Genomic DNA, 21,223 nt, shown 5'->3' on the forward strand with positions numbered 1-21,223 from the left:
GCATGGCTTAACAATGTGTAACAATAATATTTTTATAGACTAAAGAAAAGCGAGAAATGCTTTTTTCTCAAAATTTATCAATTTTCCGAAACAAACATGAGTTTGCCAAGGAAAAGGGGTTGGTTTCACTGAGTTCTGCTCCAGCATACAAGACATTAAAAATTAGATAATCAATGAGGATTTTAGTATTAGCTTGGGAATTTCCTCCCCGTATTGTCGGCGGTATTGCCCGTCATGTCGCCGAATTGTATCCAGAATTAGTCGGCTTGGGTCACGAAATTCACCTGATTACCGTAGAGTTTGGCTCGACTCCCTACAATGAAATGGTCGAGGGAATTTTTCTTCATCGCGTTACCGTCCCCCCCGGAAATGATTTTTTTCATTGGGTGGTCAATATGAATGAAAGTATGGGCATCTATGGCGGTCAATTATTGCGAGATAAAGGGCCATTCGATCTCATTCACGCTCACGATTGGTTGGTAGGAGATGCCGCGATCGCCCTCAAACACAAATTTAAACTGCCCCTCGCTGCCACCATTCACGCCACGGAATACGGACGGTATAACGGTCTCTATAACGATACCCACCGCTACATTCACGGCAAAGAATACAATCTCATTTATGAGGCATGGCGGGTGATTGTTTGCACAAATTATATGCAAGCAGAACTCGGACGCGCCTTCGGGACTCCTCAAGATAAAATTGACATTGTTTATAACGGCATTCGCCCGCAAAAAAAAGAACGAGATGCTAATTTAGATCTCACCCATTTTCGTCGCAGTTTCGCAGAAGATCGCGAAAAAATTGTTTACTATTTAGGGCGCATGAGTTACGAAAAAGGAGTTTCCGTTTTCCTTGCCGCCGCTCCGAGGGTGTTACGGGAAATGGGGGGTCATGTTAAATTTGTCATTATTGGCGGCGGCAATACCGATCGCCTGAAAAAACAAGCATGGGATATGGGAATTTGGGACAATTGTTACTTTACCGGTTTCATGTCCGATGCGGATCTCGATCGCTTTCAAACCATTGCCAATTGTGCCGTTTTTCCCAGCTTGTACGAACCATTTGGTATTGTCGTCTTAGAAAGTTTTGCCGCCCGCGTTCCTGTAGTCGTATCTGATACGGGGGGTTTACCCGAAGTGGTGCGCCATACCCAAACCGGCATCGTCACCCAAACCAATAATCCCGACTCCCTCGCTTGGGGTATTCTCGAAGTCCTGAAAAATCCGGGATACGCTCAATGGCTGATCGATAATGCCCATGAGGATTTATACTCGCGCTTTCATTGGGAAAACTTGGCCCGGCAAACCGAAACCACTTACAAACGCATTATCAAAGAGCGATCGCAAGTCTCTTGGTAATGTGAAAAACCTCTCTCATCATGCCCAAACGTCGCCTTAAACCCTATGATGCCATTCTCGGCGGACAGTCCTCTCTCCCCCGAGGCAGTGCGGTTTTAGGAGGAGTCCAAGGGCTGAAAGTTCGCCTAGAGAGTGCAGACGAAAATGTGCGATTATCGGCCTTAGCCGACGTGCTGCAATATGGTTCTATCGGGATCGATCTGGCGATCGCGGCCTTAAACGATCCCTCCAAACCCGTGTGCTGGGCTGCCTATTGTTTGTTACGTCGCTACCTCAAGGAACAAAATCGCTCGGATTTGAGAGTTCTGCTGGCATTGCGAGCTTATAATCCTTGGCAACTCTTCACCAGTCTTTTTACCATAAAAGCTCACCTTTCGGAAGTGACAGATTTGGTAATAAGTCCAGATGGAAACACTTTAGTTAGTAGCAGTCAAGATAAAACATTACGGATTTGGGATGCCGCGAGCGGAGAGCCAAAGAATTCGTTAATCGGTCATTCTGACTGGGTTTCCTCTGCGGCCATTGCCAGCAAAGGCGACGCGATCGCCAGTGGCAGTCGCGATCGCACCATTAATATTTGGCATTTAAAAACCGGGTGCCTGCTGCGAACCATGACCGGTCGCGCGAATTTTGTGAAATCTCTTGTCCTCACTCCCGACAGCAAAATTGCCATTAGCGGCGGGATCGGTTGTACCCTCAACCTTTGGGATATGACCACCGGGCAGCTAGTACGAACCCTTGTCGGTGCGGCCAACTCTATTGAAACCCTCGCCATTGACGCGAAAGGGCAGTTTGTCGCCAGTGGGAATGCCGATGGCACCATTCAAGTCTGGGAACTGAAAAGCGGACAATTGTTTCGGCATTTTCTCGCCCACCGAGAACATATTAGCGGACTGTGTTGGAGTCGCGATCGCCAAACCCTCTTCAGTTGCAGTCGCGATAAAACTATTAATATTTGGGATCTTTCCACCGAACAATTAAAATATCGCTTGATCGGCCATCTCGGAGCAGTCAATGATTTGTGTTTAAGTCCGGACGAACAAACTCTGTTTAGTGGCAGTCGCGATAAAACTATTAATATTTGGGATTTAAGAACAAAACGATTGCAATATCATCTTAAAGGTCATTTAGAGTCCGTAATTTCCGTGGCGATCGCTCCCGACGGCCAACGTATTTTCAGTGGAAGTCGGGATGGAATGGTTAAAATTTGGGGCGTAAGATAATCTCTAGCAAGAGAAAAATAAACAGAAAAATAAAATAGCTCGAGATTATTTTTCTCGAGCGATCGAAGTCTTGCTCATCTCAATCAATTAAAGGGTGCATTATTCAGGGGTACTACTGGTGTTCAAAGCTAAAGTTTTTTTGACCGTTTTAATTGCCGTCTCTTTCCTCGGACAATTAAATAGTTTAGAGGTCTCAGAGAATCAGAGTTTCGCAACGCGGTGCTGTCAGTGTTGCGATGCAAATGGAGAAAATTGTAAATGCTGTTTGTGCAGTTAATTTTCTCTGTGGGACAGAGAGAATCAATCCCCAAGATTCTGTTACGTCTTCATATTTTTTCTCTGTTCAAAGCGTAAGTTTTGCTTGCAAAACACGAAAAAGGGATTCGCATTATCGTTCAGAGAGTTCGTTTTGAGTTTGCAAAACTCCTTTCCTGCGAACAAAGTCAGCATAGCGTGTCAGAATGGGAGAATCTTAATTTGACTCGAGTTAGAGTTGGCTTTCTCTTTTCTCAAATGCAATCCCTCTATGAATTGGCAGGCATTTTTTAAGCAGTTCCAAAGCAACTTCTGTTGGGGAAGGGAATTGGGAATCCCGGTATGGCAGCGTTTTTTGAGCGGAATTGCTGCTCTTTCAATTGTTGGCGGGGTACAAATCGCAGGATTTATTGCGCCCTTGGAAGAGCAAGCCAATATCTTGTTATTTCGCTTGCGCGGCTCCCGAAGTTGGGACGATCGCATCGTTATCGTGGGAATTGACGAAAAAGCCATTGAAGAATTAGAAACTTTCTCTTGGTCGCGATCGCACTATGCCAAATTACTCGATATTTTAGAGCGATCGCAGCCCAAAGCCGTCATTTTTGACGTGTTGATGCCCCAAGAAACGCGAGACGATCGCATTTTTGCCCGAGCCATGAAGCAAGGTCTTCCCGTCATCTTGCCCGTTGCGTGGGATCGCAACGGGCAATTACTGCATTCTCCGCACCCATTACGTCAAGCCGCGATCGCGGAAGGTCACGTCGCTCTCTTGTCCGGCAAGAGTCAAGCCATTGACCCACAAGTGCAGGGCTTTCTCAGTCTGGGGCTAACGATCGCTGACATTGAATCTTTGGAGCTAACCTTACCTCAACTCGATCGCCCCCTCTGGATCGATTGGCCGGGGAGCATGAAGACTGCGGCAGAATATTCCCTCGCCGATGCCATTCAAGGCAAAATTCCCGAGGCAGTCTTTACTGATAAGGTCGTACTGGTAGGAGCCACCGCATTAGGCTTCGATCCGTTGAAAACGCCTTATGATATCAATCCTCCTGCGAGTGGAGTGTACCTACATGCGGCAATTGTCGATAATCTACTCAGACATCGTTTTTTTCACTCCCTGCATCCCCCCAATGCGATCGCGGCTTGGTCGATTTATGGATTGGCTGCCATTCTTCTCAGTTTTTATCTCATTCCTCAGCGCATGAGCCGGCAAATTATTTGGGGAATTGGAGCGATCGTGAGTTGGGGTTTATTGTGTGGGGTCGGATTTTATGGGGGATATCTCTTCCCCATCGTCACCCCGATTTCCCTCTTGGGAATTACCGTTCTCGCGACTCTATTCCAGCGCTTGGTGCAAATTCGCGCGATTGTGGTGCGGGCAATTCAGTACGATTCTTTGACAGGGCTGCCAGAACGTTCTCAGTTTTTGCAACAATTGCAACGAAGTCGAGCGAAGCAAAAAGAAAACTATGCCCTTTTAGTTCTCAATCTCGATCGCTTTGGTGACATGAAAGCTTGCGAAGGTCAAAATTCGAGCGATCGCTTACTGGTAGCTGTCAGCGATCGCTTGCAGAATATCCTCAAAGGTTCATTATTCGAGCAATGCCTGTTAGGGCGTTGGGGTCAAGATGAATTCCTCATTTTTTATCCTCACCCTGCCAGCAGCGCAACGGTCACGTTTTTAGCTCGCACCATTGACGAATGCTTGCAAACAACATTTGTCTTGGAACATCAGCAAGCCTTCAGTCGCATTAGTATTGGGATTGCCTTATCTTGGGAATCTACCGACTCTCCAGAAGGGTTATTGAGTCACGCTCGGGTTGCCATGTATCAGGCCAAATTGCAAGGCAAGAGACACTACACTGTTTTTAACCCGAAATTGCATCAGTCTGCGATCGCCCTGTGGCAGTTGGAAAGTGATTTTCGGCAAGCCCTCGGGGGGATTGAATCCCGATTGGAACAAGAATTTCGCCTCCACTATCAACCGATTGTCAATCTCGAGACGGGTCGTATTATTGGTTTTGAAGCCTTGGTGCGGTGGCAGCATCCTCAACGGGGTTTAGTGGCACCGATCGAGTTTATTCCCTTAGCCGAGGAAACGGGTTTAATCGATTTGCTAGGGCAATGGGTTCTTTATAAAGCCTGTTATCAATTGCAAACTTGGCAAAGTCAGTTTTGCGATCGCGAGGCTTTAATCATCGCGGTCAATCTCTCGCCGACTCAATTATTACAACCGGAATTAGTCACGCAAGTTCGTTCCGTACTCGAGGTTACCGGACTCGACAGCCACTGTTTAAAATTAGAACTGACCGAAAGCAGTTTGACGGCCAATGAAGAAGATGCGATCGCAGTCTTGCAGCAGTTACAAGGATTGGGAGTTAAGCTGAGTTTAGATGATTTTGGTATCGGTCACTCTTCTTTGAGCCGATTGCATCGCTTCCCTCTCAGTTTGTTAAAAATTGACAAGTCTTTTGTGCGCGGACTCGGCAGTGAATCGGAAAGTTTAACGATTATCAAAACGGTGTTAGAACTGGCTCGAACCCTAGAAATTACCGTGGTTGCAGAAGGTATTGAAACCCGAGGGCAACTGCTCCAGTTACGACAGCTCAAATGCGATTACGGACAGGGATATTTATTTTCTAAGCCTATCGATGCGATCGCGGCTGAAACTCTATTACTCAAAAACCCACGGTTTCTATGAATCATCAACTTTTCTTTTTACCAAAATCCGATCGGCAATGAACAACGATTATCCAAAAATTTATGGGTAGGAACGTTCAAGCGAACATTCCTACAACGCTTTAACGCACGTGCAATTTAATTTCGTAGATACCGCTTGCGTTTTGGGGATGTTGCCATGTTAGCAAGCGATCGCGAATTGCCTTAACAAGAGTTTCTTCGGTCACCCGAGATGCCACATCATCAAAGATAGCCCGTTCGACACGCCCATTCCGCAGTCGCAATTCAAATATCAATTCGCCACTGACTCCATTAGGAATGGAAATATTGCGAAGATATTGGTTTAAAGCATCAATCGTAGCGCGATCGAATCCGTCAGCTTCAATCACTTCTAAACGCAAAGCAAGTTGAGATTCTGCTCGTTCTTCTCCAGTGAGAGGGGTGCGATCGTTGATATCGGCTTCTGTTTCTGTGGGAGGTAAAACAGTATCACCTCTCGTTCCCCTTCCTTGAACTCTTCGAGAAGGTTGTGCGGATAAGGAAGGTGAAGCCGGATTAACAAGACGAGGAGATGCTGGAGGGACGGAAGAGGGACGATTGACGGCTCTCCTTCGCCCTTGCAGATCGGTTTCCTCATCCACGTTCCCAAAAATACCCTCATAGCTTACGCCTTCGGGTAATTCTACAGGAACATCGACCCTGTGCCGCCTCCCATCGGGATCGACGCGAACTTCTTCGCTGACGGCAACAAAGGCGGTATATTGGGACAGCAAACGATAGGCGAGGGCGGTATTCGTGACGGCTTCGACCCCCGATCGCGTTTCGCCTCCCGTCATTTTTAACATCAGTTCCTTAATTCGCGCCCGTCCCCACAGTTGCGCGATCGCCAGATTGCCTTCATTCTCAAAATTCACGTCAATGACTTCGTTATAGCGCCGTCCCCCTGCGCTAATTCCCGTCACGCTTAATTTTCCGTTGGCGCGATCGCTTTTGCGCCCGAATAAAACTAACGGTTGGTTGACAAATAAATCGGGGATAAATTGGGGATAAATATCGGGGCGGCTTCCTTCCCCTTGCCAACGAATGCGAACATTCGTGAGAACGGGATTGTTGATTTGTTGGAAAAACTTCTCGGCGGCTTCTTGACTGGGTTCGTCTTGGCGCACTACCTGCATTGTTCCTCGTCCGACTTCAGCAAGGCGATCGAGCAAAAAACGATTGACGGAACTACCGACCCCAAAACTATACAGGCGATTACCGTATTTTAATTCGCTTTGCACCCGAGCGATAATTTCGTTGTCATTGCCAATATAGCCATCGGTGAGCAAGACGACACTCCGCAAGCGTCCGGCGAGGGCTGGCGGGTACTTTAATACCGCATTAATGCCATTAAGGAGTTGTGTACCGCCGTTTCCCTCTAAATTTTCGACATAGTTTAAAGCGCGATCGCGGTTTCTTTTGGTATTGGCTAAAGGGTTAGGAGAAAGGGCTTGGGCTGTATTGGCAAAATCAATCACCGTAAAGGTATCATCGGGATTCAAACCATTAATAAAGCGCCGCATTAATTCTTTGGATTTCGCGATCGGTTCTCCGCGTTGAGATCCAGAAGTATCGATGAGGAATACCAAATCTTTCGGGACGATTTCATTGGTTTTGTATTCGATCGCCGGAACGAGATAAAGAGCAAAATGTCCACCTTTTTCATCGTTTTGAGTGAGTACCGTGGCTTGGGTTTCTTTCCCCGACACTTGATAGCGTAAAATTAAATCTTTGTTAGGAATCGTATCTTCTCGGTTTAATTTAACCTCAATGATTTCGCCGCGACGATTGCTAATGATTTTGTGAGAAGGAGAGCGTACATTTTGCACCAAGCCGCCAGCAGCCAATTCCACTGTTACGCCAATGTCGTGACCCGATCGCGTGCCGGGAGGTAACACGGGCGGGGTAATGCGAGAGGCATCGGGAACGCGATCGGTATCTTGTCCCCAATTTTCTCGGCTGGGATCCCTAGGGGGTGCATTGGCATCAATGGGAGTCCCGGGAATATAACGCGGTCCTACGACCATTGGGAACACAAATTCGTAATCACCTCCTTCAAATGCGAGACTATCGGTATAGCGAATAGTGACATCGATTTTTTCCCCGGGTTTAATATTCGCGAGAGATTGAGTAAATATGTTAGCGCGTTCTTGTTCGAGAAGTCCGGCAGTTCGTCCCTCCCGTCGTGCTTGTTCGTAAATTTCTCTCGCTTCTTCTCGTTTTTTAATATCTCCCTTGATAATACGATCGCCGATCTTGATTTCCATATCATCCACAGCGGCCTCATCGGGCAAAGGAAAGATGTAAATCGCCTCTAAAGGGTCATTAAAGGGATTTTCAAAAGTTTGCGTGACTTCAACACGGGAAACATTTCCCGATACCTTTGCCTTAACTTCCGTATGCTTGAGGGGAAAAATACGGGGTTCTCCTTCCTCTGAGGGAGCAAATAGACCTCCTGTGGGTGCAGAGGGGTCTGGCTTTCTATTATCGGCACGCAGTTGCTTGGAGGCAGATCGAGGGGAAGTTTGCGCGATCGCGAGAGAAGTCGCCCCACCCATCCCAACGACCAGCAAAGTTAAACAGAAAAACAGGGATACTTTCATCATCGAACAAGTCAATAAACAACGGCTAGACCAATTCTCTAACGATCGTCAATTGCGAATTGGTCTATACCGTACCTTGACACGAATTACAGCCCTGAGAAGTCTCGGTTTCGCTTTTGGTAACAGCTTTAATTGCGTATTAACCGTTAATTGGTGACTGATAACTAATGTACGGACGTTGCACGCAACGTCCGTACTGGTGACTGGTGACTGATTCAATTGCTTCCTTGACAATAACCGTTAATGCTGTTGACTAATTCTTGTTCGGGTTGGGTGGCGCGTTGTAATTCAGCAAGAGCAGCTTCGGCACCTGGGCGATCTTTCTTTTCAAAGGCATCTACAAAAGTGCGAGTTGCGGTAGATGTATCGGTGTACATTTTTATGAATCCCGTGCGGAATTGCAGGAGAGTTTCATCTTCTAATTCTAATGTTTGCATATCGCGAGAGGCTTGCTCCATTGCATCGGCGGCTTGCAGCATCGCTTGCGGTTCGTTTGTGTCTCCCTCATTTGTGAGTTTTCTGGCTTCTTCTACGGCACCATTAGCAATTTCGATGACGCTATTGCATTGGGCAACTTTGCTCGCGCCACAACCTGATGCGAGGAGGAGAATAGCGGTACAGAGAGAAGCGATCGCACTAGATTGACGCAAACAACGCATTTCCAAATCTCCTAGGAAGAGAGAATAATTTTCTGTGTATCGCAACAATAATAACACTTTCAATTCTATTCTCATTCATTACTCAAATTTATCGAGAATATAAGCATTTTTTATGATTGTAGTTTGATAAAGGCGAGAATAATCAATTTTGGCATTATGTCGCTTGTCTACTGGAATTTGCGAACAGATTTGTATGATGGCAATTTTGGCAAAATCAAGAGAATGCTGCCAAGATTTTAAATTGAATTGTTTCTGATTGGGATTTAATTCAATGAACAAGACTCGTTTTCCTTGCCAAGAAATGACCGCCGATCGCTTCACTTCAGGATAAGAATTAACCACGCATTCAACGGCGAAAGGATAAAGAATACCAAAGCGATCGCGAATACAACCCGCTCGCGATCCTAACAACCACAAGCGCCCCCATTCATCGCAGTATCCCATATCTCCCGTGCAATGCCACACTGTACGATCGACGTGAATTTTATTCGTTTTATCTTCATTCTCGTGTAAATATTTTGATAAGACATGATTCCCTCTGACGATAATTTCGCCAATTTCTTCTCGAGGCAAACAGCGATTTTTAAACTCATTTTCATCGAGAAATGATATCTGTTGTTCCGATCGCGAATAAAGTTGTAACTGAATTTCGGGAACGGGTTTTCCCACCAATAACCCTCGACCCGATCGCATTTTTTGCCAATCTTCGCAAAGGATTTCTGCATCGGAAATTGAAGCAATCGGTTCGGCTTCCGTCGAGCCGTATACTACAGTAATCTGAGCTTGAGGGAAAACATTTTTAAGCTGAGAAAGGATATGGGGCATTACTGGCGCACCCCCGACAAAAATTTTTTTAATTTGCGGTAACATTAAATCGCGATCGCAACACCAATTCAGCAAACATTCTAAGAATGCAGGAGATGCAACTAAGCGAGAAGGATGATATTTTTGGATTTGCTGGATGACGCGATCGGCTCTAATTTTCCCCGGAAAGCGTAAATCTACATCGGGAATCAAACTGGTTAACCCAGCAGCAAGATTAGCCAAAATAAAAATAGGCAGTGTAGAAAGTTCTAATTCAGCCGGTCGCAATTGCAAGGTTCGCGCTAAAATTTGATATTGAGCGGAGAGTAAACCGTGCGATCGTAGGGCTACTTTCGGCTGTCCCGTACTGCCACTGGTAAAGGTTAATAAAGCCGAGGTCTCTTGAGAACAAGGATAAATATTGGGGTAAGGAGATAAACGCTTAATTTGCTGCCATGAAATCGTTTGAGGCATCGGACAGCCGAGACTAATTTTGAGAGGAATTTGCCGCAAACTTGCGTAGAAAACTTGCAATAAATGTGCTTTTGTGCTAGCAATTAAAACTTGAAGCGGATAGAGTTGACAACAGCGATCGATATGTTTTCTACCCGCAGAAGGATCGAGAAATATTGCCACTAAACCGAGGCGAAATACCGCCGCCAGAATAATATATAATTCTACCGAAAGAGGATAAAGAATTAAGACTCCATCTCCTGGTTTTAATCCCTTTTGATGAAATAACCTCGCCAGACATTGAGAAAAAGATTCAATCTCGCCAAAAGTAGTAATCCGAGAATGTCTGCGATCGCAATCGATAATAGCCGGAAAATGAGGCTGTTTCAGAGCGCGATCGCAAAACAATTCAATCAAATTCATACATATCTTTTTCCTAACTGCAAGCTTCTCGTTTCATTGTTCATTGAACTTGACTGCCGTGACTGCGAGGATCTTCTGGAGAGGTACTCGGTTTAATCTTGGCCTCAAACTGAGAAACTTTACCAGTTGTTTGAGCATAAGGAAGCGAAACATCGGCAATTAATGCTTGTAAGTCGGCTTCTAAAATAGAACGAGGTTGCTCTCCGAGGGATTCGCCAACTTTCTTTCCTTGCCGATCTAAATAGACAAAATGAGGAATCCCATCAACTCGATAGTGCAGTATTTCTGGCAACCATTTTGTATTATCCACATTGAGCATAACAAAATTAACAGCATTCCCATACTCGTGCTTAATTGACTGTAAATCTTTGGCCATTACTTGGCAACTGGTACACCAGTCCGCATAAAATTCCATGAGTGACGGTTTATCATTTTGTAAGGCGATCGCTAACGGCACAGCTGCTTGAGCTTGACTGTCGAGAGACGCATCGTTTCTGTCTGTTTGGAAGGCAAAGAACAATGTAAAACTCAAAACAAATGCAACTAAAGCGATCGCAATCTTTCCCAGACGGTTTTTCATAACAGTTAATTACGAGATATCGGTCGGTATCTTCTCCATACTCTAGCAAATAACCCCCACCAATCAGCACTCATGAAAAAACGAGTAACTTTAATCTTCCCCAAACGCGCCGTGCAAATGCCAGTAACTTATCGACTAGCCAAAGATTTTAATGTTGCTGCGAACATTATTCGAGCGCAAGTTGCCCCCAACCAAATCGGTAAATTAGTCCTCGATCTTTTAGGAGATATCGATGCGATCGAAGCGGCTCTCGAATGGATGCGATCGCAAGATATTGAAGTCTCTCTTGCCAGTCGCGAAATTCTCATTGATGAGGAAAGCTGCATTGACTGCGGATTATGTACGGGGGTTTGTCCTACTACGGCATTGACCCTCGCACCAGAAACCTTTAAACTACAATTTCATCGTTCTCGATGCGTGGTTTGCGAACAGTGCATTCCGACTTGTCCGGTACAAGCAATTTCGACTAACTTTTAAAATAAACCATATTGTAGAAATTTTTAAATTTACCGAATGCAGAACGAATTTGGTTCTGAAAAATCTTCTCATTCTCCCAGAATGGGTCGAGATCTCAATCTCGATACAACACTCGAAGAACTCCCCTTATACGATAGCACGATCGCGGTTTCTTGTTTGGGGGTAGAACTTGCAGATCTCATTGCCCAAAACCCTCGACTTCCGGGAGTAATTTTAACAGATGGCGAAGAATTAGTAGGAATCGTTTCTCGTCGTCAGTTATTAGAATATTTATTACTTCCTCAAGGAATGGGCTTTTTTTTGGATCAACCCTTAAGTGTGTTTTGGGGCCATAATAATGCCGATATTTTAATTTTACCCGGCGATATGCACATTTTAACGGCAATGCAAAAAGCATTAAAGCGATCGCCACGCATTATTGCCGATCCCATTGTCGTTGAACTCTCCGCTTCTCAATACAGAATTTTAGATTTTGGACAACTCAGTTTAGTCTCATGGCAAATTCGCGGTATTGAGGCTCAAGTTCGTTACGAACGTTCTCAGGCACAAATGATTCAAACTGAAAAAATGGCCAGTTTGGGACGTTTAGTGGATGGCATTGCCCATGAAATTCTCGATCCAGTGGGATTTATTTGGGGAAATTTGACTCATATTTCTGGCTATAGTCAAGATTTATTAGAGTTACTCGCTGCTTACGAACAAAATAATAGAATGATTTCTCAAAATGTTGAAGAATTGCGCGAAGCTATTGAAATTTCCTATTTAAAAAAAGATTTTCCTCAAGCAGTCGAAAGTATTGCCACTGGGGCAAAACGATTGCGCGATCTCGCCATGAGTTTGCAAAATTTTTGTCATGTTGATGAAGTTTATCCCAAGCCGGCAGATATTCATGCTTGCTTGGATGGTATTATTTTACTCTTAAAAAGTCGTCTCGGCAGCGATATTCAAATCGTGCGAAATTATGGACATTTACCGCCTGTTGTTTGTTATATCGGCAAGCTGACGCAAGTTTTTACGAATATTTTAATCAATGCTGCTGATGCCTTGCTCGATGGTGCTGCCACGCAAAAATGGAAACAAGAATTCGATCGCGGTTATTTAATCCAAAACCCACCCAAAATTGAGATTGAAACAAAAATCATCTCTCGTTCTTCCGAAGGAAATAGAGCAATTGAAGAAAGGTTTATTTCAATTCGAGTTAAAGATAATGGCATCGGTATGACTCAAGAACAACAAGAACAAATTCTTGAATCTTTTTCCGTAGAAATGCGGGCAGCGAAAGAGACCAGTTTAGCAGTTAGCTATCAAATTATTACGGCCAAACATGGCGGCATATTTAATTTTAAATCCCAGTCGGGAGAAGGTAGCGAATTTGAAATTATCTTACCCTTGTTACAGTGAATTGGGAATGGGGCATTGACCAATTAATAATGAAATGGGATGAAAATAAGGGGAAATAGAGCGATCGCAAATCCACTCCAGTCTACCCAAGCCAATTTTACGTCGCGATCGGTTTCACAGAGGAGCGCATCGACTCTTTCTTGCAAGCGATCGCAAGAGGAAGGATGGTTAAATTCGGCGGTCAGACTTGCCAACTCTCGGAAAGGAGCGCTGACAGTCAGCAATAAAGATTCTGCTAATACTAAGCCATCAACTTTTTGACAAGCTAAGCGATCGGCACGTAATTCTCGCAAGGCTAAAAGTTCTTGCCATAAGGCTTCTGTATTGGGCAAGCAAAAAGTTACTCGTCGCAACCATCCCAGCCAGAAAAAAACAAAAGTATCGCGGTAATAAAGGTGTGCTTGTTCGTGGGTTAAAACGGCTTCTAAATGCTCTCCATCGAGATTATCGAGTAAACCCTGACTAACTACTAATTCGGGTTGAAGAAAGCCAATTTGAGCGCTATATAATCCAGAATCTTCTAATAAGCGTGCGGGGAATTTTTGCTGCTCGATTTGTAAGGTAATTTTTGGATAAGAATGAATGGCCTTGAGAGACTTTTGTGCGTTTCTTAATCCTTGTAAACCGGAGTACAAAACAAAACCCAGATAAGCGATCGCGAGATAATAACTCAATTTTCCCGTTTCCATGCCGATCATTTCTCCACCATCGCCCATACAAATGATCGCCACGGCAGTCATTAATAATAAAAGTGGAGGTAACAAAAAGGCGAATAATGCCGAATGCCACCGCTTGCGCCAAGTTTCCGAGTTTCCTTGCCAACTCAAACGCAAGGCGAGGGCGCAACTCAAAGCGATAAAAATCAAATATAAGTGCATCACTTTTTCTCCTCTCTCTTTTGACGAACTGCACGCAAGCGAGACGCGATCGCTTCGATTTGTTCGACGCTACTAGCATCAAGACTATCGGCAAAGGCGGCAACAATATCGGGGTTGCTGATGGCGAGAAAATTATTGAGGCGATCGTGGGAATGCAAAACTTTCGCTTCTTGACAGGAAACTAACGGAGTCCAATAAAATGCCCGGCCTCGCTTTTCGCTTTTGACCCAACCTTTCTTTTCCAAACGCGAGAGAACTGTTGTCACAGAAGTGTAGGCTAATTCGCGATCGGGGTCGCTTAAAATACGCTCGTGAATATCTTTGACTGTCGCACAATTAAAATCCCAGAGAATTTGCAGAATTTCTTGTTCTAGGGGGCCTAGAGAGAGTTTTTTCGGACGGCGATCGGGTAGTGGAAGCATTATTTCAGTTATCAGTTATCAGTTATCAATTATTGACGAATTCTTCCTAATTATCAAGGTTTTCCTTTCTTCTCATCTCTTATAAGAATTGTTGCAGAACTTCGACAGTTCTTTCTCCTGTTTTTGCCCAGCTAAATTCACTGGCACGCAGTAAGCCTAATTCACTTAAATTATCTCTGAGGGCAAGATCCGAAACCATTGTATTCATGGCGATCGCAATTTCTTCGATGTCATAAGGATCGACCAAGAGGGCTGCTTCTCCCGTAACTTCGGGAAGGGAAGAAAGATTGGAGGTAATGACGGCGGTTCCGCAGGCCATTGCTTCTAACAAGGGTAAACCAAAACCTTCCCACAGTGACGGGAAAACAAGGGCGATCGCGCCATTGAGCAAAATCGGCAGTTTTTCGTAGGGGACGTATTCCATAAATTTAACTTCTTCGCGCACGTCTAATTCCCGTGCTAATTCTTGCCAGAGGGGGGTATAACGCTCGTCTGTGGGTCCTGCCAGCCACAATTCGTAATCTTTACAGTTGGGCAGTGCAGCAAAGGCTTGTAGGAGGCGTTCTATATTTTTATAGGGGTCTTGTCGTCCCAAGTAAAGGAAATAAGGACGGCCGCGCCGGGGAATAAGTTCGAGAGGGCGAAAATTTTGGCGATCGTAAGCGAGAGGAATCGGAGTAATTTTGTTCGCAGAAATATCGCAAAAATCAATTAGATCGTTGGCAGTGGCGACGGAATTACAAATAATATGTCGAGCTTGAGAAACAACTTTAGGTAGAGCATAACGGTGATAATAGTTGAGGCGCGATTTCCGATTGGGGAAACGCAGGGGGATGAGGTCGTGTACCATAACAATGAAGCGACACCGACTGTAAAGTGGGGCTTCAGGGACGGGGGAAAAGAGGAGGCGCGATCGCAGTTTGCGATAAATTGCCGGCAGGCGAAATTGCGTCCACAACAACCGTAAAATGTGGCCGCGAGTCCCATATTCTGGAGTCAAACTCCCCGGAATGGGATAGCAATCGTATCCCGAAATTTCTTCGGCACTCAAAAGAATCGGTTCGAGAGATTTTAAATGGGGGTAAAGATTGCGAGCATAGTTTGTGATTCCCGTTGGTTTGGAAAAGAGAAATGATAGATTAACTAGCACGAATGCTTATCCCTCTCGAGCGATTGTTTCATCGTACAGCATATCAATACTTGGCAAAAATTCAGAAGATTCTTTTGCCCTCTTCTTCTTTTATACTAGAAGGCAGAAACAACAATCCCAAAGTCCTGTTTGAGCAATATGACCTATTTTGAGGAAAACCCAAATGAAATGTCCAGTTTGCAGAACCCAAGCGTTACAATCCGTTAATTTAGAAGAATATCTCCTCGCTAAGAATTGTCCTCAATGTGAAGGCAATTGGATTTCTTCAGAAGACTATCAACAATGGTTAGATAAACATGGCGATACTCTTCCGCAAAAAGAGCCGGAAGTGTCTTTCGATATTAAGGACAATACTAAAGCAAAATTATGTCCGCAATGCCAGCGAATTTTAATTAAATATAAAGTCGGTCACGGGGTTGATTTCTTTTTGGATCATTGTAGTAGTTGCAATGGAGTTTGGTTTGATAAGAATGAGTGGGATGCGTTGAAAGAGCGCAATTTACACGATGAAGTTCATTATATATTTACGAAATCATGGCAAAAGAAAATTCGTGATGAAGAAGTTCGAGAAATGTTGGATTCAATGTATGTTAATAAATTTGGTAAAGAAACTTATGAGGAAGCACAACGCATTCGGTCATGGCTGCAAGAACAGCCAGAAACAATGACACTACTTGCCTTTTTAAGCGATGATAATCCTTATGAGTTGTAAACCCATTAAAACTCGTAATCGACTGCCAAAACTTCGGCAACAATGGGTTTAATTAACTTGTTGACGACATCTTGATGGAGGGGATGGGGTTGATAGACTTCTAAACTGGCGCGATCGCGAAATCTGATCGTTAAACCATGAGTATAGCCTCGAGCGCGATCGCAGAAGTTTTCCCCGCAGGAAAGATCGACAATCACAGGAATTTTGCCTTTGAGGGCTTGCAAACCCGCGATCGCGGCAGTAATGGCTTCAGGAGAGGCATTTTCCTGCCATTGAAACAGGACAATATGTTCGATCATTATTGCAAAGACTTGAAGTTGCTCGCCTAATTTTATCTTAAAAATGAATTTCGGGAAATGCGATCGCCATTGAATGCGAATCCCTGCTTCAGAAATTGCTAGGATAATCTAAGTTTTATAAAGCGCGTGCAGTCCCAAGCATTTTGTTATCTAGAATTGACTTAAACTTAAAGCAATGACCGACCCTGCAACAGCGACCTTACTCATTTCTTTGCCCGATCGACAAGGATTAGTTGCTAAAATTGCCAACTTTATTTATGCGAATGGGGGAAATATTGTTCATGCAGATCACCATACTGATTTTACCACAGGCTTATTTTTATCCCGTATTGAATGGCAACTGGAAGGATTTAATTTACCTCGAGAATTAATTGGTACTGCATTTAATGCGATCGCTCAACCCTTAGAAGGGAATTGGGAACTTCATTTTTCCGATATTGTTCCTCGTTTAGCGATTTTCGCGAGTCGCCAAGATCATTGTTTATACGATCTGATCCTGCGTCAAAAAGCAAAAGAATTTACAGCACAAATTTCAGTGATTATTAGTAATCATGAAAAACTACGCCCAATTGCCGAACAATTTGGTATTGATTTTTACTATATTCCCATAACCAAAGAAAACAAAATCGAACAAGAAGCCAAGCAATTAGAAATTCTTGCAGAATACCAGATCGATCTGGCAATCTTAGCTAAGTATATGCAGGTTTTAAGTCCAAATTTCATGCAGAAATTCCCGCAAATTATTAATATTCATCATTCCTTTTTACCCGCTTTTATTGGTGCAAAGCCTTATCATAAAGCTTATGCAAGAGGCGTTAAAATTATTGGTGCAACGGCTCATTATGTCACCGAAAATTTAGATGCTGGACCCATTATCGAACAAAATGTCGTGAGAGTATCACACCGAGATGAAGTCAAAGATCTCATCCGAGAAGGAAAAGATTTAGAAAGGATTGTACTGGCTAAGGCAATCCGCTTGCATCTTCAGCATCGAGTTTTAGTTTATGGTAATCGGACGGTTGTTTTTGATTAGAAAAATTCAGAGAAGGAAAGCGAAGATTGATTCTTATTCGCGTAGCATCTCCGGAAGAGAATCGCATCATTGCTAAACGTTCTAATCTTTCATTTCCCTTGAATCATCCTCACTTTCTGCACAAAAAAAAGAGAAAAATTCAGCAGAAAACAAGACTTAGAAGATCGGCAAACACGGTATGAGGCTCGCGATCGCTCTTGGGATTTCCCCAAGTCCCGCGATTCATCGCTATGAGGACTTTCCTCGGGTATCTGTTGCGGGCTATTCTCTCCTCTCTCCAAAGGAAAGGGGATTTGACAATCGTTATTTTATGACTTCTAATGAACTCAACTGACTCCAAACAATTCTGCTCGAAGAGATTAATTAAAAAAATAATAGTCAGTTATTAGTTATTAGTCAGATAAGATAGGAAGAGAGAAGAAATTCATCCTTTCTCTTGCATCCGTCATCCTTCATCCGTCAATCCCCCATGAGTCTGAGCCTCCGACAGTGGCTAAGCGATCGCCAAATCCCCCTCAAACAACTCCTGTTATCGGGAGTCAGCGTTTCTGCAGTGGCATTTCGGATCGCCCGAGATATGGAAGTCAAGAGCTTGACTCCCTTTTCCCTTTGTTCTCTGGCGGATGTTTTAGAACTCCCTTTAGTGGGAAGTTTGGCAACAGCACGCCCCCTCGCCCGCCTGACCGTAGAATTACTGCAATTATTACAACAGAAAAAGCCCCTCAAGCGATCGGAAGGGACGTGGTTGGCGTTTCAAGTGGCTTATCTCAATGCCCTCGAAGTCCTGCTCGAGCAAGAATCTCGTACCAACCGCGCTTGGTTGTGTCGCGCTAAAGTCTCTCTGGGGGAAGAGATCGACGCACCGTTAAGCGATCCCGCCCTGCAAGGATTGCTGAAGACTCTCCGCCCCGGAAAACTGAGCGAATCTCAGGCAGAGCAGGCCCTTTCCACCTTGGCAGAGTCATTTTTAGTCAAACAAATGAATCGAGTTTGCGGGGCGTGGTTATTAGCTAATGGGGCGAGCGATCGCGAGGTTTCTTTCCTCGTGCATCGCTTAACCCGCAGCTTACCCGGACATCTCCTCACCGTCGTCGCGGAAAATGCAGCCGCCTTGTCTCCCCTTCATACTTTTGTTGGGTTAGGCCGCCCTCGCAATGTTCCCCACGAGCAAAATGGGCGCGGAAATTCAGCAAAAACGAGCGAAAAACTCGAGAAGCTCAATCCCCAACGAGAATATTATCGGGCGCAACTCTCGACAACTTTAAACGAACCCTTATTGGGAGAATTATTTTCTCTCCCCGATATTTATATTCCCCTGCAAGGAATTGTCGTCCGAGAAGGTGTTGCTTCCCAAGAAGAAACGACCCTCGATCTAGAAACTTGGGCCGATACTCAACTGAGCGATCGCGAAACTATCGCCGTGATTGAAGGAGAAACCGGAAGCGGCAAAACCAGTTTTTGTCGGATGTGGGCGGCACGACTAGCACGAGAAGTCTATCCCAATTGGCTGCCCATTATTATCCCCTTACAGTCCGCCCGTTTGGGGCAAACCCTCTGGGAAACCCTTGATAGTGCCTTCCCCCTCGGACGCTTTCAACAATGGGACGGCTGGCTCTCCCCCGATGCCCCTCCCTGTCTGTTGATTTTAGATGGATTGGATAAATTGCCGCGATCGCCTCGGCGCATCTGGCAAGTTCGCGCTTTTCTCGAACAACTTCTCACCTTTCATTTGCGAGTTTTACACGGTAAAGAACCCATTCGCCATAAAATTGTCCTCGCGACCTCCTCAACGGTCTTAGATGCCACCATTCGCAGCGATCGCTTGGGCAATCTTTTCCCGTTGCACAGTCACTTGCAGCGCATTCGCCTTGCACCTTTCGAGCGCGAAGCCCTCAAACAATGGTTCAAGCAATGGTCGAAATTACAATCCCAAGGAATTTCCTACCGCTATTTTCGCTGTTTGAAAGAAAAAGGACTGTTTCACCGACGACAGGAAGTTTTAGAAAATGCCAAACTCGCCCATCTTCCCTTAACTTTATTCTTACTGGGTTTATTGCATCGGGATGGCAAATTATCCCCAGAACTCTTCGAGAAAAAGCCTGCTCGCGCTCGCTTTGAAATGTACGAAGAACTGTTTCAATTATCAATGAGCAATGAGCAGTTATCAATGGGAGAGAGGAGAAGGAAAGATGACAAAAATAAACATTTATCTTTTATCGTTCATCCGTTAACCCATCTTCATCCTTTAGAAGAGTTGGCTCTCGCACTCCTACAAACGGGCAACCGCGCGCTCTCGACCCTCGAGACAGAAAATGAAGAACAAGTCATCGATTTTTATTCTCCCGCTTCAAGCCTTCATCCTTTATTTTTTGCTTTTAATAAATCCCTCTCTGCCATTACTTTTTCCCATGACAGTTTGGGGGATTATTTGATGGCTTCGGCACTGGCCAAACTGTTGCGCGTACTGACCCAAAAACAACGCGATCGCTATGGCGAAGAAACAGCACTCTTAGACTCTCCGAGAGCGATCGCCGAGCATCTTTATACTTGGTTGGGCTATGGGGTTTTATCACGATCGATTGAAACCCTCATCGTAGAATGTTTGTTTCGCGATCGCAAAAAGCAGCAACGAGACTATTATTTCGCACTTCTCTTCGATCGCCTGTATTTGTTTTATCAATCTTTTTGTCAAGGGCGTTGGTTGGATGAAGGACTCCCTCAACAAACCCGAGAGCGCCTGCAAACCTTAGCGAACCCCCTCAACGTCAATCAAATCGATGCGGCGGTCGGACTCAATGTTTTTCTGCTCTTGAGTGCGATCGCCCGTCGTATAAACCTGCCTTTTTATCCTTGCGGCAAACCCGACTATCCCGAAACCTTTGAAGCCGATCGCCTTTGGCGTGCGATCGTTCGCATTGAGGCTTTATCTCCCAATTACTTTTGGACGCGGAGCAATTTACAAGAAGGGCAACTCATTGGAGCCTATTTAAGCGGTGCAGTATTATGTGAAGTAAATTTATCAGAAGCCGATCTCACTCTAGCGGATCTCAGTCGTGCCAACCTGACCCGAGCCAATCTCTCGGGAGCAAATCTCCATCGAGCCACCCTCGCCGATGCCAATCTTGCCCACTGTAACTTAAGTCAAGTTAATTTAGAAGAGGCCGATCTCACTGGTGCCAATTTGAAAGGTGCAAATTTAGAAGGAACAAACCTGCATAAAGCCTGTTTATCGGGAGTCGAATTAGACGACGTACAAGTTCGTCAAGCTAAAGAAAATAACGCTTTCTTTTCTCGACAGGAATTTCACGATTATAGCCAAACCCTAACATCCGAACTCTTGGCTCATGAAATGGGCTATCCCGACTCCGAAGCCCAAGTTCAGATCGAAATTGCTGAAGGCCAGCCCCTCCTCCCGAGCGAATGGAATGAACCGAGGGCGGCGGATATTGCCATGAGTCCTAATGCTCCGACCCTTGCCGAGCCTCAATCCAAAGTTGCCTATGTTGGTAATGAAGATGATACCCTTGCGGCCCCAGAAAATTCTCTCATGAATATTGGTAGTGAAGATGATACGGTGATTGCTGGGGATTATCCTCCCACAGCTAATAGTAATGATGACACCGTCCAAGAACCAGAAGCCCCCGTCGCGGACTTATCAATGCTTGATGAGTTACTGGATGGCGGAAACGACGATGAAACGATCGCGCTTTAATCCCTACTTGGCTATCATTACTTGACTATCATTACTTGGCCGTTTTTAACAATCGTCTTC

General features: G+C 44.8%; 16 protein-coding genes. 8 read left to right on the forward strand and 8 right to left on the reverse strand.

The window, feature by feature from the left end; genetic code table 11:
* Positions 1-173 precede the first annotated feature (173 nt).
* The 3 genes from AC6RV6_RS17595 to AC6RV6_RS17605 all read left to right on the forward strand — a co-directional run bounded on the left by AC6RV6_RS17595 (position 174) and on the right by AC6RV6_RS17605 (position 5,540).
* Positions 174-1,361 carry a glycosyltransferase family 4 protein gene (locus AC6RV6_RS17595; protein ID WP_500242177.1) on the forward strand — a complete coding sequence of 396 codons (1,188 nt, stop codon included), beginning with the start codon at positions 174-176 and terminating at the stop codon, positions 1,359-1,361.
* A 20-nt stretch (positions 1,362-1,381) separates the two neighbouring features.
* Positions 1,382-2,584, forward strand: a complete 1,203-nt coding sequence (locus tag AC6RV6_RS17600) for a WD40 repeat domain-containing protein (RefSeq protein WP_500242178.1) — start codon at positions 1,382-1,384, stop codon at positions 2,582-2,584.
* A 583-nt stretch (positions 2,585-3,167) separates the two neighbouring features.
* Complete coding sequence (locus AC6RV6_RS17605; protein WP_500242179.1) at positions 3,168-5,540, forward strand: putative bifunctional diguanylate cyclase/phosphodiesterase; 2,373 nt, start codon at positions 3,168-3,170, stop codon at positions 5,538-5,540.
* 100 nt (positions 5,541-5,640) lie between these two features.
* Here the strand turns inward: AC6RV6_RS17605 and AC6RV6_RS17610 are convergent, their stop codons facing one another.
* From AC6RV6_RS17610 to AC6RV6_RS17625, 4 genes are all read right to left on the reverse strand, one after another.
* Positions 5,641-8,160: a VIT domain-containing protein gene (locus AC6RV6_RS17610; protein WP_500242226.1), complete on the reverse strand. Its 2,520-nt coding sequence runs from the start codon at positions 8,158-8,160 to the stop codon at positions 5,641-5,643.
* A 215-nt stretch (positions 8,161-8,375) separates the two neighbouring features.
* A complete protein-coding gene (locus tag AC6RV6_RS17615) occupies positions 8,376-8,894 on the reverse strand; it encodes a hypothetical protein (RefSeq protein WP_500242180.1) in 519 nt (172 codons plus the stop codon).
* A gap of 3 nt (positions 8,895-8,897) precedes the next feature.
* Positions 8,898-10,499 carry an AMP-binding protein gene (locus AC6RV6_RS17620; protein ID WP_500242181.1) on the reverse strand — a complete coding sequence of 534 codons (1,602 nt, stop codon included), beginning with the start codon at positions 10,497-10,499 and terminating at the stop codon, positions 8,898-8,900.
* Between the two features lie 40 nt (positions 10,500-10,539).
* Positions 10,540-11,079 carry a thioredoxin family protein gene (locus AC6RV6_RS17625; protein WP_500242182.1) on the reverse strand — a complete coding sequence of 180 codons (540 nt, stop codon included), beginning with the start codon at positions 11,077-11,079 and terminating at the stop codon, positions 10,540-10,542.
* A gap of 72 nt (positions 11,080-11,151) precedes the next feature.
* Here AC6RV6_RS17625 and AC6RV6_RS17630 point away from each other — a divergent pair, with 72 nt between their 5' ends.
* On the forward strand, positions 11,152-11,556 hold the full coding sequence (locus AC6RV6_RS17630) for an NIL domain-containing protein (RefSeq protein WP_500242183.1): 405 nt from the start codon (positions 11,152-11,154) through the stop codon (positions 11,554-11,556).
* A gap of 36 nt (positions 11,557-11,592) precedes the next feature.
* Positions 11,593-12,957 carry a sensor histidine kinase gene (locus tag AC6RV6_RS17635; protein ID WP_500242184.1) on the forward strand — a complete coding sequence of 455 codons (1,365 nt, stop codon included), beginning with the start codon at positions 11,593-11,595 and terminating at the stop codon, positions 12,955-12,957.
* A 23-nt stretch (positions 12,958-12,980) separates the two neighbouring features.
* Here AC6RV6_RS17635 and AC6RV6_RS17640 read toward each other — a convergent pair whose 3' ends face one another.
* From AC6RV6_RS17640 to AC6RV6_RS17650, 3 genes are all read right to left on the reverse strand, one after another.
* Positions 12,981-13,835, reverse strand: a complete 855-nt coding sequence (locus tag AC6RV6_RS17640; protein ID WP_500242185.1) for a M56 family metallopeptidase — start codon at positions 13,833-13,835, stop codon at positions 12,981-12,983.
* Positions 13,835-14,257, reverse strand: a complete 423-nt coding sequence (locus tag AC6RV6_RS17645; RefSeq protein WP_500242186.1) for a BlaI/MecI/CopY family transcriptional regulator — start codon at positions 14,255-14,257, stop codon at positions 13,835-13,837. The genes AC6RV6_RS17640 and AC6RV6_RS17645 overlap by 1 nt, the downstream gene beginning before the upstream one ends.
* A gap of 79 nt (positions 14,258-14,336) precedes the next feature.
* On the reverse strand, positions 14,337-15,407 hold the full coding sequence (locus AC6RV6_RS17650; RefSeq protein WP_500242187.1) for a glycosyltransferase family 4 protein: 1,071 nt from the start codon (positions 15,405-15,407) through the stop codon (positions 14,337-14,339).
* A gap of 163 nt (positions 15,408-15,570) precedes the next feature.
* On the opposite strand from AC6RV6_RS17650, the gene AC6RV6_RS17655 reads away from it, so the two are divergent.
* A complete protein-coding gene (locus tag AC6RV6_RS17655) occupies positions 15,571-16,119 on the forward strand; it encodes a zf-TFIIB domain-containing protein (RefSeq protein ID WP_500242188.1) in 549 nt (182 codons plus the stop codon).
* Positions 16,120-16,124: 5 nt separating this feature from the next.
* On the opposite strand, the gene AC6RV6_RS17660 is transcribed toward AC6RV6_RS17655, so the two are convergent.
* Positions 16,125-16,418 carry a Dabb family protein gene (locus AC6RV6_RS17660; RefSeq protein WP_500242189.1) on the reverse strand — a complete coding sequence of 98 codons (294 nt, stop codon included), beginning with the start codon at positions 16,416-16,418 and terminating at the stop codon, positions 16,125-16,127.
* 175 nt (positions 16,419-16,593) lie between these two features.
* On the opposite strand from AC6RV6_RS17660, the gene purU reads away from it, so the two are divergent.
* On the forward strand, positions 16,594-17,451 hold the full coding sequence (gene purU / locus AC6RV6_RS17665) for a formyltetrahydrofolate deformylase (protein WP_500242190.1): 858 nt from the start codon (positions 16,594-16,596) through the stop codon (positions 17,449-17,451).
* Positions 17,452-17,920: 469 nt separating this feature from the next.
* Positions 17,921-21,163 carry a pentapeptide repeat-containing protein gene (locus AC6RV6_RS17670; RefSeq protein WP_500242191.1) on the forward strand — a complete coding sequence of 1,081 codons (3,243 nt, stop codon included), beginning with the start codon at positions 17,921-17,923 and terminating at the stop codon, positions 21,161-21,163.
* Positions 21,164-21,223 lie beyond the last annotated feature (60 nt).

The sequence above is a fragment of the Spirulina sp. LEGE 11439 genome (genome assembly GCF_059821285.1).

What these genes read in the sequence shown, in the direction of transcription:
- AC6RV6_RS17620 (WP_500242181.1), bottom strand. Translation starts at nt 10,499, where the DNA reads ATGAATTTGATTGAATTGTTTTGCGATCGCGCTCTGAAACAGCCTCAT.
- AC6RV6_RS17600 (WP_500242178.1), top strand. Translation starts at nt 1,382, where the DNA reads ATGCCCAAACGTCGCCTTAAACCCTATGATGCCATTCTCGGCGGACAG.
- AC6RV6_RS17660 (WP_500242189.1), bottom strand. Translation starts at nt 16,418, where the DNA reads ATGATCGAACATATTGTCCTGTTTCAATGGCAGGAAAATGCCTCTCCT.
- AC6RV6_RS17670 (WP_500242191.1), top strand. Translation starts at nt 17,921, where the DNA reads ATGAGTCTGAGCCTCCGACAGTGGCTAAGCGATCGCCAAATCCCCCTC.
- purU (WP_500242190.1), top strand. Translation starts at nt 16,594, where the DNA reads ATGACCGACCCTGCAACAGCGACCTTACTCATTTCTTTGCCCGATCGA.
- AC6RV6_RS17645 (WP_500242186.1), bottom strand. Translation starts at nt 14,257, where the DNA reads ATGCTTCCACTACCCGATCGCCGTCCGAAAAAACTCTCTCTAGGCCCC.
- AC6RV6_RS17625 (WP_500242182.1), bottom strand. Translation starts at nt 11,079, where the DNA reads ATGAAAAACCGTCTGGGAAAGATTGCGATCGCTTTAGTTGCATTTGTT.
- AC6RV6_RS17655 (WP_500242188.1), top strand. Translation starts at nt 15,571, where the DNA reads ATGAAATGTCCAGTTTGCAGAACCCAAGCGTTACAATCCGTTAATTTA.
- AC6RV6_RS17635 (WP_500242184.1), top strand. Translation starts at nt 11,593, where the DNA reads ATGCAGAACGAATTTGGTTCTGAAAAATCTTCTCATTCTCCCAGAATG.
- AC6RV6_RS17595 (WP_500242177.1), top strand. Translation starts at nt 174, where the DNA reads ATGAGGATTTTAGTATTAGCTTGGGAATTTCCTCCCCGTATTGTCGGC.
- AC6RV6_RS17630 (WP_500242183.1), top strand. Translation starts at nt 11,152, where the DNA reads ATGAAAAAACGAGTAACTTTAATCTTCCCCAAACGCGCCGTGCAAATG.
- AC6RV6_RS17615 (WP_500242180.1), bottom strand. Translation starts at nt 8,894, where the DNA reads ATGAGAATAGAATTGAAAGTGTTATTATTGTTGCGATACACAGAAAAT.
- AC6RV6_RS17610 (WP_500242226.1), bottom strand. Translation starts at nt 8,160, where the DNA reads ATGAAAGTATCCCTGTTTTTCTGTTTAACTTTGCTGGTCGTTGGGATG.
- AC6RV6_RS17640 (WP_500242185.1), bottom strand. Translation starts at nt 13,835, where the DNA reads ATGCACTTATATTTGATTTTTATCGCTTTGAGTTGCGCCCTCGCCTTG.